General features: G+C 39.7%; 9 protein-coding genes. 8 read left to right on the forward strand and 1 reads right to left on the reverse strand.

Going from position 1 to position 15,378, the window contains the following annotated elements; all coding sequences use genetic code 11:
- Positions 1–25: 25 nt before the first annotated feature.
- Positions 26–1,117, forward strand: coding sequence for a redox-regulated ATPase YchF (gene ychF, locus FD729_RS00295; protein WP_159931314.1), 1,092 nt, complete (start codon positions 26–28; stop codon positions 1,115–1,117).
- 501 nt (positions 1,118–1,618) lie between these two features.
- Entirely contained in the window at positions 1,619–3,313 is a 1,695-nt protein-coding gene (gene treA, locus FD729_RS00300; RefSeq protein ID WP_159931315.1) for an alpha,alpha-trehalase TreA, read from the forward strand.
- Positions 3,314–4,443: 1,130 nt separating this feature from the next.
- Here treA and icd read toward each other — a convergent pair.
- A complete protein-coding gene (icd, locus tag FD729_RS00305) occupies positions 4,444–5,697 on the reverse strand; it encodes an NADP-dependent isocitrate dehydrogenase (protein WP_159931316.1) in 1,254 nt (417 codons plus the stop codon).
- A 710-nt stretch (positions 5,698–6,407) separates the two neighbouring features.
- Here icd and mnmA point away from each other — a divergent pair.
- The 6 genes from mnmA to potD all read left to right on the forward strand — a co-directional run bounded on the left by mnmA (position 6,408) and on the right by potD (position 15,101).
- Positions 6,408–7,520 carry a tRNA 2-thiouridine(34) synthase MnmA gene (gene mnmA / locus FD729_RS00310; RefSeq protein WP_159931317.1) on the forward strand — a complete coding sequence of 371 codons (1,113 nt, stop codon included), beginning with the start codon at positions 6,408–6,410 and terminating at the stop codon, positions 7,518–7,520.
- 585 nt (positions 7,521–8,105) lie between these two features.
- The gene (gene purB / locus FD729_RS00315) at positions 8,106–9,476 is read left to right on the forward strand and encodes an adenylosuccinate lyase (RefSeq protein ID WP_159931318.1); all 1,371 of its coding nucleotides are present in this window, start codon (positions 8,106–8,108) and stop codon (positions 9,474–9,476) included.
- 1,831 nt (positions 9,477–11,307) lie between these two features.
- Positions 11,308–12,426: a spermidine/putrescine ABC transporter ATP-binding protein PotA gene (gene potA, locus FD729_RS00320; protein WP_159931319.1), complete on the forward strand. Its 1,119-nt coding sequence runs from the start codon at positions 11,308–11,310 to the stop codon at positions 12,424–12,426.
- Entirely contained in the window at positions 12,410–13,270 is an 861-nt protein-coding gene (gene potB, locus FD729_RS00325) for a spermidine/putrescine ABC transporter permease PotB (RefSeq protein WP_159931320.1), read from the forward strand. The genes potA and potB overlap by 17 nt, the downstream gene beginning before the upstream one ends.
- Positions 13,267–14,049 carry a spermidine/putrescine ABC transporter permease PotC gene (potC, locus tag FD729_RS00330; RefSeq protein WP_159931321.1) on the forward strand — a complete coding sequence of 261 codons (783 nt, stop codon included), beginning with the start codon at positions 13,267–13,269 and terminating at the stop codon, positions 14,047–14,049. The genes potB and potC overlap by 4 nt, the downstream gene beginning before the upstream one ends.
- Positions 14,050–14,051: 2 nt before the next feature.
- Complete coding sequence (potD, locus tag FD729_RS00335) at positions 14,052–15,101, forward strand: spermidine/putrescine ABC transporter substrate-binding protein PotD (RefSeq protein WP_159931322.1); 1,050 nt, start codon at positions 14,052–14,054, stop codon at positions 15,099–15,101.
- The last annotated feature ends 277 nt before the right edge of the window (positions 15,102–15,378 follow it).

A 15,378-nucleotide genomic window follows, 5' to 3' on the forward strand; every position in this document is an offset into this window, starting at 1 on the left:
TTAACATTGACTAAGGTAACCAACCATGGGATTTAAATGTGGTATTGTGGGCCTACCAAACGTTGGTAAATCTACTATTTTTAACGCATTGACTAAAGCTGGAATCAAAGCGGCTAATTTCCCCTTTTCCACCATCGAACCCAATACCGGTGTGGTACCAATGCCCGATCCGCGTCTTAATCAGCTAACAGAGATCGTCAAGCCACAACGTGTGGTGCCTACTACAATGGAGTTTGTTGATATCGCAGGCTTAGTAAAAGGAGCGTCAAAAGGCGAAGGTCTAGGCAATCGTTTATTAACTAACATCCGTAAAACTGAAGCGATCGGACATGTGGTACGCTGTTTCGAGAATGACAATATTATCCACGTTGCTGGTAAAGTCAATCCTGTAGAAGACATTAACATTATCAATACCGAACTGGTACTCTCAGATATAGAAACCTGTGAGTGTGCTATCCGGCGTTTGCACAAAAAAAACAAAGGTGGTAGTAAAGATGCGAATGTTGAATTAGCAGTTCTGGAGAAGTGCCTGCTACACTTAGAAAACTCGGGTATGCTAAGAACACTGGAGTTAGATGCCCATGAGAAAGCGGTGATCTTTTACCTAGGCTTCTTAACTCTGAAGCCTACTATGTATATTGCAAACGTTAATGAAGACGGTTTTCAGAATAATTTCTACTTCGACCAAGTATGCGCTATAGCAGCCGCTGAAAGTTCTGTGATAGTACCGATCTGTGCAGATTTAGAATCAGATATCGCGGCATTAAACGACGAAGAGCACAATGAGTTTATAGCTGAGATGGGTCTGGACGAGCCCGGTCTGAACCGTGTCATCCGCGCTGGTTATGCACTTCTGAATCTGCAAACTTATTTTACTACGGGTGCGAAAGAAGTGAGGGCATGGACCATTCCGGTAGGGGTCACCGCTCTGCAGGCAGCTGGTAAGATACATACTGACTTCAGGAAAGGTTTTATCCGTGCGCAAACGATCGCTTTTGAAGACTTTATCAATTACAAAGGTGAACAAGGTGCGAAAGAAGCGGGTAAGATGCGTTTAGAAGGAAGAGAATACCTTGTTAAAGATGGTGATGTTATGAGCTTTTTGTTTAACATCTAATGGTTATTTGCCATCATAATTACAAAAAAAATATATATATAGTTGCGTGTATTTTTTATCGTATCGAATGATAGATTACCTTTTTGCTAAAAGGTAGAATACTCCAAAACATACAGAATATGGCGTTTTAAAAAGTTTTCCAATTTAGAGAATTAATATCGTCAGGAATCGGTCACAAAGGCTCCTACTGACGTAGGCGCAGCATGGATTCAGTTAAATGCAAACCCTTTCTCTACATTGAGGTATGCTAATAAAAACCGGAGACACCAAATGAACTGGTATATACTTGATACTAGCATAAATAGCGAATATATCTCTACTATGCACAAATTTGAACATTTTACCAGTCGGTCGGGTATCAGATAATTATTCATGCGGTTTCTATCCACTTTATTTTATATTTCCGCTTCACCACTACATTACGACGCTAGATGATGACTAAAGTTGTTTTAGTGTCTAGTCAGTTGCATGCAAACGCTTTTCTAAGAAGGAAAGAAGACGATGAAGAAATTGTTTTTAACCACGCTCTTCAAACGTCAAGGAGTTGCACCATTCGTCGTGCTGACTCTGCTGTTTTATCAGCCTGCACTGACGACGCAGGCTGATGATAATATACAACATATGCTCAGCAACCATCCAAAACCTCCGGATATACGATTTGGTGAGCTATTTGAGGAAGTGCAGAATGCACAACTTTATACTGACCAAAAAACCTTCGCTGACGCTGTACCTAAATACGATCCCTCTTTGATCATAGCTGATTGGAAAAGGCAGAGAAATCAGAGAAATTTCGACTTAAAAAATTTTATATTGAACAATTTCACCCTACCAGACGAAAGTAATAAGTATGTGCCAAGCACAGGATATAGTCTTCGTGCGCATATCAACAGTCTCTGGCCAGTGCTGACACGTACTACCAAAAGCACCGGACGCTATGACTCGCTACTACCTTTGCCAAAGCCCTATGTGGTTCCTGGTGGTCGTTTCCGAGAGTTTTATTACTGGGACAGCTACTTTACCATGCTTGGTCTAGCGGAAAGTAAACGATGGGATCTCGTGCAGAACATGGTGGACAACTTTGCGTGGGAGATAGATCACTATGGTCATATACCAAATGGCAATCGCAGCTACTATCTTAGCCGGTCTCAGCCCCCCTTTTTCAGCCTGATGGTAGAGTTGTTGGCAACACACGTTGGTGATGTCATATACACTAAATATTTACCGCAGTTGCATAAAGAGTATAACTACTGGATGGCAGATAGTAACAGCGTTTCTGCTGGTCAGGCAAGCAAGCGCGTGGTTAAGCTAGCAGATAACACGCTTTTAAACCGCTACTGGGACGATCGAGCCGTGCCACGTACTGAATCTTGGCTAGACGATGTTAATACCGCGAAAAAAGCGCCGCAGCGCGATAAAAGTGAGATCTATCGTGACCTGCGCACCGGTGCTGCATCTGGTTGGGATTTTAGCTCACGCTGGTTCAGCGAACCATATAACATTACCTCAATACGTACTACCCAGTTAGCGCCTGTTGATCTTAATAGCCTAATTTTCCACTTAGAGCAGACACTTGCTAAAGCCTACCAAATAAATAAACAGCAAGATAAAGCGAAACAGTTCGATAATCTAGCAGAAAAGAGGCAGGCAGCGGTTAATCATTACCTGTGGGATGAAAAGCATGGGTGGTACGCTGACTACGATATTAAGAACAAGTATGTCGTTAGTGAGCGGCTTACTGCCGCAACTCTCTTTCCTCTCTATATGCAGCTTGCTAGCGACAAACAAGCTGATCGTACCGCTTCTGCCGTGGAGAATCAACTACTGAAAACGGGCGGTTTACTTACCACTACGGTGAACAATGGTCAGCAGTGGGACGCACCAAACGGCTGGGCGCCACTGCAATGGGTAGCAATAGCTGGTCTAGAGCACTACAACAAACCGCAGCTAGCGCAACAGATAGGATTGCGCTTTCTGAAGAATGTACAAACCACTTATGATAAAGATCATAAGCTAGTTGAAAAATATGTAGTTGACGGGCCAAATCTTGGCGGAGGTAGTGGAGGCGAATATCCACTTCAAGATGGCTTCGGTTGGACTAACGGTGTAACACTGATGTTGCTTGACAAATACTGCCCAAAAGAGAAAAGTTGTAACAACGCACAAGATATTCCTCAAATCTCTATAATGAAGAAATAACCTGCCTAGGCAAAATACCTACCTACGTTGGTATTTTGCCTTATTTCTTTTACTTGACCGGTTGCTGATATATGAACATAGAGATCATATATAACATATAGTATACATAAACACGATTAATATCATCTCCTAAATTTATATACAAAAAAAGTACCAGGGAGAAGTCTTGTGAATTAACTACCTTTCTTCAGAACTGTAGTTCAGAATAAAAGGAAACATCTAGCTGTTAGTCCATATAACTAGCACTTACATTATGTCTTGAATGACTAATTCATTTTAATACTTTAGAGGTAACTATAGATAGTAAATTCTGTTATAGAGAAAGGGCGCTATGCTTCAATGTATTATTTACCATTGCTAAAATAACAGGACTGCAACTTTTCATCTTAGTGATTATAGTGCGTACATAATCTGCAGTGAGGAAGAACCTTTGACACCTGACTGATAAAGTTTCCTATAAGGAAAAATCGTTTTCATAAAAAATACTTAAAAACATATTTGTTTTTTTGATTAAACGTATAGCAACTGTACAACTAATAACACACTAATTATATTAGGAAAAATTAAATATACCGTAAGAGCAAAAAAATTGCTAATTACCCTGTTTTACTTTAAAAGATGACTGAAAAACAATAAAATCTCCTGCGTATATATCTTATTGTACTCCCCTTTAATCAGAAACTTTCTGCTCACTCGCAGAAAGTAATGATGCTAAGTTTCTTTACCAGCAACTGGGGAATATTAATTTTTTTAAAAATACTTTAAAACAAAGAATGGAAAAACAAAAAAACACCCATTACTCTATAAATGATAGAGACATAATCTATATCTAGACAGTGCAATAATTAATTTTATTTTGTTATAGGATAAGGGCAGATAAACCTACTAACTTAAATTCCCATATTAGTTAGTAACCAGAATTCTAAAAATTAATAAAATATCCAAATGAATCTAAAAAATGCAACTAACTGCTAAATTCTTATTATCAAGTTCCAAGTTTTTAGAAGCCAAAGTAAAGTTCATTTTTTAGTATGACTCCTTAATTAACTAATAGAGCAGTTAGCTGAAAAAAGAAATAAACAACTCTGGTTCCACCAGAGATTTGACTAGGGTTAAGAATAAGAATTCTTTCACATGTTTTTAATTATAGCGTTGCCAAACTCTGAACATTTTAGTAAAATAGAATCTTCCATCATACGCTCGAAGTCATAGGTTACAGTCTTATTAGCAATAGCTCCTTCCATGCCTTTAATAATTAGGTCAGCTGCTTCAAACCACTCTAGATGACGTAGCATCATTTCTGCAGAAAGAATAATGGAACCTGGATTTACTTTATCTTGGCCTGCATATTTCGGTGCGCTGCCATGAGTAGCTTCAAACACCGCGCATTCATCACCGATATTTGCACCTGGTGCAATACCGATACCACCGACTTGCGCTGCTAATGCATCTGAAATATAGTCACCATTGAGGTTCATACAAGCAATAATGTCGTACTCCGCAGGACGTAGAAGTATTTGTTGGAGGAACGCATCGGTGATTACATCCTTGATGATGATATCTTTACCGGTATTTGGATTTTTAATCTTCATCCACGATCCACCGCCGTCCAGCATCTCCGCACTAAACTCCTCTTTTAGAAGCTGATAGCCCCAGTCTTTGAACGCACCTTCGGTAAACTTCATAATATTGCCTTTGTGTACTAACGTTAAAGAATCGCGATCGTTTATAATGGTATATTCAATTGCTGCGCGCACCAGACGTTTAGTTCCTTCTTTTGAGCAAGGTTTCACACCAACCCCGCAATCATACGGGAAGCGAATTTTTTCCACGCCCATTTCGTCACGCAGGAATCTAATGACCTTTTCTGCCTCAGAAGAGCCAGCTTTCCACTCGATCCCAGCGTAGATATCTTCAGAGTTTTCGCGGAAGATAACCATATCAATATTTTCAGGATGTTTTACCGGGCTTGGAGTGCCCTTATAATAGCGAACTGGACGTAGACAAACGTACAGATCGAGCTCTTGGCGCAGTATAACGTTCAGAGAACGTATGCCTCCACCAACCGGAGTGGTCAGCGGGCCTTTGATAGCAACACGGTACTCTTTGATCAGATCGAGGGTTTCTTGAGGCAGCCAGTGATCTTGTCCATAGATTTTTGCAGCTTTCTCACCAATATAGATCTCCATCCAAAAGATTGTACGTCCACCTTGATAAGCTTTCTGTACAGCGGCATCAACCACCTGCAGCATAACCGGCGAGATGTCAACGCCAATACCATCACCTTCTATATAAGGAATAATCGGGTTACTTGGTACATTAAGTTTGCCTTGATCTATAGTAATTCGTTGACCTCTCAGTGGCACAAGTACTTTACTTTTCATTAATTTCTCCTGGAAGATTTGTTTATAAAATAAAAAATATAATCGTATAATACTTGAATGTATGTGTCGCGCCAATCTTTGGCGTTTTTTGTTTTAAGGCGTATTTAACTCCTAAATAAAAAAATTTTTTTAAAAATTAAGTAATGTAATTAATATTACAAATTTTACGGATGTCGGATATAATCCATTATTCAATGATTGTTATATTAAATAGCTATAATTTACTGGTCCATAGCTTATCTGTAGACTAAATACATTAGTGCACAGCACGTAATGCGAAATTAGTTTTTTGTTAAACATTAAATAAAAATTTAAAAAGTCTTTATTTAAAGATAAAGTCACCTTTACAGAAGGTTGTACAAGCTAATGGCTGAGTTAGAAAAGAATATAAGATCATGCTACCTGCAAATAATTGACTTCTCGCTCGGAAGCAAATAAAACACCATCAGATAATATTTCTTTTGTATTTGTTTTTTATAAGAAACTATATTAACAATATGAAGGTAAGGGATACTCATTATTACTAATGAAGTGCGCCTAAGAGAATTATATTTGTAAGTACTTATATGTACTATTTTTTGATAAAAGCATACGTTGTGATAAAAATCCCTAAGTTATAAATTCATCTGAATGAACCAGTTTATCAGAAAATAGCGCAACATCAACATATGCGTAAAATACGCCGTCTATTTTTAGGATCAAGAGTTCTTATGTCTACAAACAGCCAAAAAAAAGTGATAGTTGGTATGTCAGGAGGCGTCGATTCTTCAGTATCTGCTTGGTTATTGCAGCAACAGGGCTATCAGGTAGAAGGACTATTTATGAAAAATTGGGAGGAAGACGACACCGAGGATTACTGTACTTCATCAAACGATCTGGCGGATGCGCAGGCAGTATGCGATAAACTCAATATAAAGTTACATAAAATCAACTTTTCTGCCGAGTACTGGCATAAAGTCTTTAAACACTTTCTTGAGGAGAACAGAGCGGGTCGTACGCCTAATCCCGACATTCTTTGTAATAAAGAAATTAAATTTAAAACATTCTTAGAATTTGCTACTGAGGATCTTGATGCTGACTATATTGCTACTGGCCATTATGTAAGGCGCATAGATACCGAAGGTAAAATTCAGCTGCTACGTGGTCTGGATGAGAATAAGGATCAAAGTTACTTCCTCTATACACTAAGCTATAAGCAAATCTCCCAAAGCTTGTTTCCGTTAGGTGCACTAAATAAACTCCGAGTACGCAGCATAGCTAAAAAGCTAGATCTAGTGACAGCGAAAAAAAAAGATTCCACCGGTATTTGCTTTATTGGAAAACGTAAGTTTCGTGATTTCATCGGTCGTTACCTACCTACATGCCCTGGCGCTATAGAAACTATCAATGGCCAAGTAATAGGAAAACATGAGGGACTCATATATCACACAATAGGTCAGCGTAAAGGACTGGGCATCGGTGGCCTGAAAGAGAGCACAGGAGATCCTTGGTACGTGGCAGATAAAGATGTGGCACGTAACTGTCTAATCGTAGTACAAGGCATTGATCATCCGTGCCTAATGTCAGCAGGGCTAATTACCCAGCAACCGCACTGGATCGACCGCTTACCCATAACCGCTCCACTACACTGCACGGTAAAAACGCGTTATCGCCAGTCGGATATCCCTTGTAAAATTATTTCGTGCAGTGAGGATTTTCTCGAAGTGCGTTTCGATAAACCAGTCTCCTCAGTTACCCCAGGTCAGTCCGCTGTTTTCTATCTCGGTGAAATATGTCTCGGTGGAGGTATTATTAAAAAGCGCCTGCCACTGACTGTAAAATGAAATGGCTTTTTAACTTGTAAAAAGGGTAATTTGTAACGCCGTAATTAAAAAAATGTTATGGTACCGATAGTACTGGCAGATATTTGCCAACTGATTTACTTCATTTAGCAACTAGCGCATCAGGATAAGTGGCAGCCGTAAGCCTTACATATATCACTACTTGATATAATTGATATGAATCCCGTCGCGACATTAGAGGTTTTCAGAAAATAGTGAGTGACATCACTCTGCATTTGGAATTAGAAAAATCAATAGTAGTGCTTAATATCAGCACTTATCGGACGGGATGTGGTTGTAGTAGAACTATTGCGATTGGTTTATCTCGATGTTAGCACAAAGTATTAGTCTGCTCGAGCATTATAAACTTAGATCTGAAATCACTACTATCAGATAATACAGTTGGCGTCCATATCGGTATAATTAGTTAATTCAAAATGCGTATATAGGTGACCAGTTTTGTAGAATTCAAGTTTGTAGAAAGGAGTATGCGGTATGTTACCGATAGGGAAATTGATTTATCATATCTATTTCTCTGAAATACTGAGCTAATGCAGTCTCATATTGAATGATTCAGGAGTTGCACTGATGGAATTATCCTCTCTGACCGCCATCTCACCTGTAGATGGTCGTTACGGTGATAAAGTCAAACTATTGCGAGCTATTTTTAGTGAATACGGATTACTGAAATTACGAATTGAGATTGAAGTTCGTTGGTTACAGAAAATAGCAGCCACTGCAGAGATCAGGGAAGTTCCTGCATTTGACACTTACACAAATGCTTTCCTTGATTCGATCGTTTTAAATTTTAGCGAAAAAGACGCAGTGCATATTAAAACGATCGAGCGCACTACTAAACATGACGTTAAAGCAGTTGAATATTTCTTGAAAAAGAAAGTTGAACGTATGCTGACTCTGCGTAATGTATCAGAATTTATACACTTCGCTTGTACTTCTGAAGATATCAATAACTTAGCTTACGCACTGATGCTGAAAAGGTCACGTCGCGATATAATCATTCCCTTTTGGCAGCAAATTATAAGCTCGGTAAAAAGTCTTGCACATGAATACCGCAATATTCCTTTGCTATCGCGCACACATGGTCAGCCTGCTACACCATCCACAATGGGCAAAGAGATGGCGAATGTTGCCTACCGCATGGAGCGACAACTGTGCCAATTTCACGAAATTCAAATTCTGGGGAAAATCAACGGAGCAGTAGGCAACTATAATGCGCACCTCGCTGCCTACCCGGACGTGAACTGGCACCAGCTAAGCGAGCAGTTTGTTACCTCTCTGGGTATTACCTGGAATCCTTACACCACACAAATTGAACCCCACGACTATATCGCCGAATTTTTTGATTGCATGGCGCGCTTTAATACTATTTTGATTGATTTTGATCGCGATATCTGGGGTTACATTGCTTTAAACCATTTCCAGCAGAGAACTGCCACTGGAGAAATTGGTTCTTCTACCATGCCACATAAGATTAACCCAATAGAATTTGAAAACTCTGAAGGAAATCTGGGCCTCGCAAATGCGGTTATGAAGTACCTTTCAAGCAAGCTACCAAGATCACGCTGGCAGCGCGATCTCACTGACTCTACCTTACTTCGCAATCTCGGTGTTGGTGTAAGTTATTCACTAATTGCTTATCAATCAACATTGAAAGGAATTTCCAAATTAGAAGTCAACAGACATGCTCTACTGGAAGAACTAGATCAAAATTGGGAAGTATTAGCAGAACCTATTCAGACTGTAATGCGTCGCTACGGTATTGAACAGCCTTATGAGAAGCTAAAAGAGCTGACGCGAGGTAAACATATTGACGCAACTGGTATTCAAGCTTTTATTGACAGCTTAGCTCTACCGGAAGAAGAAAAAACGCGCTTAAAGAGGATGACCCCGGCTAACTATCTCGGCCTAGCCATTCAGATGGTCGATGATCTGAAATAATATTTTGCGGACGATAGTCTGCACTAGACTTAGACTATGTGAAACTATTATATAGAATCTAAAAGTCGAAGTACTACAAGTAGCAATAGATGATTATCTGATTAAAACTTTCTTTCAATAATATTAAAGAAAAATAAATTGTTACAGTTGCTCATACACCTGTAACGGCGGATATTATGGGCTTCATCAGATGATTCATGATTACATCGTTTCAAGTGTCTTCGTGCACTGCTAATTTAAATTTATGACAGACCTGTAAAATTGTAATCTCCTTTGAATAAACTATTGTTGAAACCTAGATCCGCAATACTAGTAAAAATTCATCAATACTGCATCTTTTGATAGATATCTAGTTTTTTATTTTGCCATCGTGTTTTGTTTTCGCTATCGCACGGCATGGTGGTTAGAATAGATCCATGCAGTTTTAGTAGATATACCATTGCGTAATGCGTGGCAAAGTAATTTTCGCTTGATGTTGTCACTACGATTAAATCATGATTGTGCAAGTTTAATAGCTGAGATACGGGTAACAATCAAACAGAATAGCTTCTTCTGAAGCCTAATTTTTTACGAAATCGATACTCGTAACCGCCTTAGTAGTGCAGTCGCAATCATCAATATTTTGTCTTCAAAGACGCACAGCGTATTATTAACAGCAATGATATTTTTACTTGCTTTACACTTTCTATTACGATCAGTTGTTATGAAAGTACTAACCTACTAATTTGCACAATTCAACCATTGATTATCTGGTTAACTACCATTCCACAGGAATAGTAGTATTCATACGTGTTTAGTTAGACTTTAGATACATAGTGCCAATGTACATCTTAATTTTAGTGATCCATATTTTTATAGCTAGCTATTACTGAATTTTACAACTTATTATCTACCTAGTAACTCAAGTCAGCTAGCTAGAGAAGTGCTAAAATATTGATGACTGATTGCACAAGAATTACAGAATCTTGTAGTAACTTAAACGTTCTGCTAAGTCATAAATACCAGCACTATAGGTATCACCACTTCCCCTCTTGAACCTCTCCAATTCAATTTAATTCAATACATACTATTACGCTGTTGGCAGGGATACAAAGCACACTATCACACTATGTACTCTACACAAAAAATATCTCTCCATTGAGAATTGCAATTCAGTGAATGAAAAATCAGGTCGATTGTATTTTGCAACATAGAAACTAGGACTTACCTGAACTCTCATCAGCATGCAAGGTGGGATCATCAACTGCTATGTAATATGATTACAATCGATATTAATATGACTTGATAGCTTCTACGTAGATATTATTTGGAATATATCGCACTGATGGAATTAAGATTCCATTGTCATTCTAAAATAAGACAATGTACAATGAATTAAGTAACAAATTAAATCTCCGGTAGAAAAAGTGTACTCATCAAGTAATGCCATTTACCAAGCTATCTATCAACGTAACTAAGCATAATCAGCTCTTTCCATAGCTTAACTTACTTTTATACTGTCACTTAACTTAAAAAATTAAATAATTTATACATATGAATTTATTTCAAAAATTGATTGTGGTTATCATTAGTAGGCGTATTCAACATATGTTGCATCTCAACATATGTTGAGATGTTAATCCGTACTGCATATTCTTGTGTAAGCAACACTAGGTAATATCCATCATGATTAGAGTAATTAATAACTAAATTATACTTCTTTTCATCGCTAAAACATGGTACTGCCGCTATTTTCAGGTAGCATCGCGCCCTCTTACTAGCTGACTGATGCGAACGGCTGTGCTGTAATCTCTGAACAGCTTCCGCTTCCATACTAACCTGAGTGACTAAAATGACGCAAACATACGTGCCGCAGGCGCTGGTTACGCTTTCTGGCATCAGTAAAGTTTTCAACGCCAAATCTATCATTAGTGACTTTAACTTGACTATTAACGATGGTGAATTTATTACTTTGCTTGGTCCGTCAGGGTGTGGAAAAACCACCATCTTGCGTTTAATTGCTGGGCTAGAAGAAGTTGATAGCGGCCGCGTAATACTAGACGGTAATGATGTCACCAATATGCCAGCCGAGCATCGTCATGTTAATACAGTTTTTCAAAGTTATGCACTCTTTCCTCATATGTCCGTATTTGAAAATGTTGCGTTTGGTCTACGTATGCAGAAAAAGCCGAATGCAGAGATCACTATGCGTGTTAGTGAGGCACTGTCGATAGTTCAGCTGGAAAGTTTTGCAGATCGTCGCCCTCATCAGCTCTCTGGTGGTCAACAGCAGCGCGTTGCTATTGCACGCGCGGTGGTGAATCGCCCCAAAGTACTGCTGCTTGATGAGTCACTATCCGCTCTCGATTACAAGCTGCGTAAACAAATGCAGAATGAGCTAAAGGCTCTTCAGCGCAAACTTGGTATTACCTTTATTTTTGTTACCCATGATCAAGAAGAGGCACTCGCTATGTCGGATCGCATCGTGGTAATGCGGGATGGCAAGATTGAGCAGGACGGCACTCCACGTGAGATCTATGAAGAACCGAAGAATCTGTTTGTAGCATGCTTTATCGGCGAGATTAATGTATTTAATGCCGCCGTACTGGATGCCAGCGACTCTCCACTCGTACGTGCACGAGTGGAGAGTCGTGACTGCGATATTAACTGTCCCTTTCCGGTAACCGTTGGTGATCGCCTGTATGTTCTACTACGTCCGGAAGATCTACGCGTCGAAGAAGTATACAACAGCAAGCAGGTGGTACAAGGACTCATTGGCTATATACGCGAACGTAACTACAAAGGGATGACGCTAGAGTTAACTGTGGAGCTTGAAAATGGCAAAATAGTAACAGTGAGTGAGTTCTTCAATGAGGACGATCCTGACTTTGATTATTCTCTAAACCAAAAAATGGTCATAAACTGGATTCCCAGTTCGGAGGTGGTGTTACGCTATGAAGCTAATGCGTAATCGTTTTCAAAAAGTTATGACATCGCTAATTATCAGCTGGCTAGCGATCTTCGTACTACTGCCAAACTTAATGATTTTTATCATCAGTTTTCTAAGACGAGACGATGCACACTTTATTCGCATGGCGTTCACTCTTAGTAACTATACACGTCTGTTCGATCCACTCTACGCTGAAGTACTACTACATTCTATTAATATGGCAGTTATTGCTACGCTCTCCTGTCTACTACTAGGGTATCCTTTTGCCTGGTGCCTAACAAAACTACCGGCGCGCTTACGCCCATTAATGTTGTTTCTCCTGATTGTACCCTTCTGGACCAACTCTCTAATCCGCATTTATGGGTTGAAGCTTTTTCTTAGTACACGCGGTTGGCTTAACAATTTCCTATTGTGGCTAGGTATAATTGATACGCCATTGCATATTATGTACACGCCACTGGCGGTGATCCTTGGCTTGGTATATATTCTGCTACCTTTTATGGTTCTACCACTTTACTCGAGCTTAGAAAAGCTGGGTTGTGCATATCTGGAAGCGGCGCGTGACCTTGGTGCTAGTAAAACACAAATATTCTTGCATATTATTCTACCGCTTACTATGCCTGGTATCGTTGCTGGTTGCTTACTGGTGCTAATTCCGGCGATGGGACTTTTCTATGTGGCCGACCTGATGGGAGGTGCAAAAAATTTACTGATCGGCAATGTTATCAAAAGCCAATTCCTAAACATTCGCGACTGGCCATTGGGTGCAGCCACAAGTATTATGATGACGGTGCTAATGGGACTGATGCTAATATTTTATTGGCGGGCCGTGCGTCTGTTGAATCAAAAGGTAGAGCTAGAATGATTACGCGCTTATTACGTGGTGGATTTATGGCATTAATTTATGCCTGGTTTTATATTCCTATCGTGATCTTGATCGTAAACTCGTTCAATGCATCGCGCTTCAGTTTGAATAATTGGCAGAAGTTTAGTACCCAATGGTATAGCTTACTTATCAATAATGACAGCTTGATTCAAGCAGCACAACATTCACTTGTAATAGGTGTGCTCTCGGCTAGCTGTGCGACTATCATTGGCTCGCTTACCGCAGTAGCACTCTACCGCTATCGTTTTCGTGGCAAGCCATTCGTTAGCTGCATGCTATTCATGGTAATGATATCGCCAGATATTGTGATGGCCATTTCTCTTCTAGTTCTTTTTATGCTGTTAGGTATATCGCTTGGCTTCTGGTCTCTTCTTTTTTCTCACATAACCTTCTGTCTACCTTTTGTAGTTATCACCGTATACTCGCGGTTAAAAGGATTTGACGTACTCATGTTAGAAGCAGCAAAGGACTTAGGGGCCGGTGAAACTACTATTTTACTCAAAATTATACTGCCTCTAATAATGCCGGTAGTGGTAGCCGGATGGCTACTTAGCTTTACTCTTTCAATGGATGATGTCGTAGTCTCCTCTTTTGTTACTGGACCGACATTTGAAATTTTGCCGTTAACTATTTATTCGATGGTAAAGGTCGGTGTATCGCCGGAGGTAAATGCGTTGGCGACTATTTTATTGCTAACGATGCTATTGGTGGGTATCAGCCAGCTATTACTTCATAATAAAACTAAACAAGAGGACTGATAATGAAGATATGGTGGTCTCATTGGTTAATAGTTGGGATGCTGGCACTGGTCATGCAGGGTAGTGCGCAGGCTAATGACGGGAATATCCTCTATTTCTACAATTGGACTGAATATGTACCTCCAGGTTTACTAGAGCAGTTTACTAAAGAAACCTGTATTAAGGTGATTTACTCCACCTATGAGTCCAACGAAAGTATGTATGCTAAGCTAAAGACTTGGAAAGATAACTCTTATGACCTAATCGTGCCATCAACATATTTCGTTGCTAAGATGCGCAGTGAGGGAATGTTACAAAAGATCAACAAGTCGCAACTTAGCAATTTCAAACACCTCGATCCGAACCTAATGAATAAGCCATTCGACCCAAATAATGACTATTCAATCCCTTATATTTGGGGAGCAACGGCGATTGGCATTAATACCCACTCTATTGACGTAAAATCAGTGCAAAGCTGGGCAGATCTTTGGAAGCCAAAGTACAAGCAAAGCTTGCTACTAACTGATGATGCGCGCGAAGTTTTTCATATGGCTTTACTTAAACTCGGATTTTCCGGAAATACCCGAGATCCAAAAGAGATTAACATGGCTTATGAAGAGCTCAAAAAGTTGATGCCAAACGTACTGGCATTTAACTCTGACAATCCAGGTAATCCCTTTATAGAAGGAGAAGTAAACTTAGGCATGATTTGGAATGGCTCTGCATATGTTGCACATCAGGCAGGGACACCGCTTCAGGTAATTTGGCCGCGGGAAGGTGGGATTTTCTGGATGGATAACTTGGCAATCCCAACTAATGCTAAAAACAAGGCAGGTGCACTGAAGCTAATCAACTTTCTACTGCGTCCAGATATAGCAGCAAAAGTAGCCGAGACCATTGGCTATCCGACACCTAATTTAACTGCGAAGACGCTACTTCCTAAAGCGGTAAAAGAGGATCAATCTCTCTATCCTTCTGCTGAAGTAATTATGAATGGCGAATGGCAGAATGATGTCGGCGACGTCAGCGCACAATATGAAACACTTTTCCAGAAGCTCAAAGCAGGAAGATAAAGAAGAAAGCACTGAAAATCTACCAATGGTAGCGGTAGGCATGAATCGAAAAACTGCTCATAGCGATATCCGCTTTACCCGACTGATGTAGGGAAATAGTAATAGTACAGGACATAGAGTGAGTACAATCCTTGCTCTATGCAATCAACTTGACGGTACAGCTAGTATAATGTGCATATTATACCTAGCTGTGTACATGTAAACCATTCTATTTCAGAGCGGCAGCCTAGGATAAAATTTCATGTGTAAAGTGCTCACTTGGATCTCGGTCGACTTA

It is taken from the genome of Pantoea sp. Nvir, from assembly GCF_009829915.1.
GTDB lineage: Bacteria > Pseudomonadota > Gammaproteobacteria > Enterobacterales > Enterobacteriaceae > Pantoea.

What these genes read in the sequence shown, in the direction of transcription:
- ychF (WP_159931314.1), top strand. Translation starts at nt 26, where the DNA reads ATGGGATTTAAATGTGGTATTGTGGGCCTACCAAACGTTGGTAAATCT.
- treA (WP_159931315.1), top strand. Translation starts at nt 1,619, where the DNA reads ATGAAGAAATTGTTTTTAACCACGCTCTTCAAACGTCAAGGAGTTGCA.
- icd (WP_159931316.1), bottom strand. Translation starts at nt 5,697, where the DNA reads ATGAAAAGTAAAGTACTTGTGCCACTGAGAGGTCAACGAATTACTATA.
- mnmA (WP_159931317.1), top strand. Translation starts at nt 6,408, where the DNA reads ATGTCTACAAACAGCCAAAAAAAAGTGATAGTTGGTATGTCAGGAGGC.
- purB (WP_159931318.1), top strand. Translation starts at nt 8,106, where the DNA reads ATGGAATTATCCTCTCTGACCGCCATCTCACCTGTAGATGGTCGTTAC.
- potA (WP_159931319.1), top strand. Translation starts at nt 11,308, where the DNA reads ATGACGCAAACATACGTGCCGCAGGCGCTGGTTACGCTTTCTGGCATC.
- potB (WP_159931320.1), top strand. Translation starts at nt 12,410, where the DNA reads ATGAAGCTAATGCGTAATCGTTTTCAAAAAGTTATGACATCGCTAATT.
- potC (WP_159931321.1), top strand. Translation starts at nt 13,267, where the DNA reads ATGATTACGCGCTTATTACGTGGTGGATTTATGGCATTAATTTATGCC.
- potD (WP_159931322.1), top strand. Translation starts at nt 14,052, where the DNA reads ATGAAGATATGGTGGTCTCATTGGTTAATAGTTGGGATGCTGGCACTG.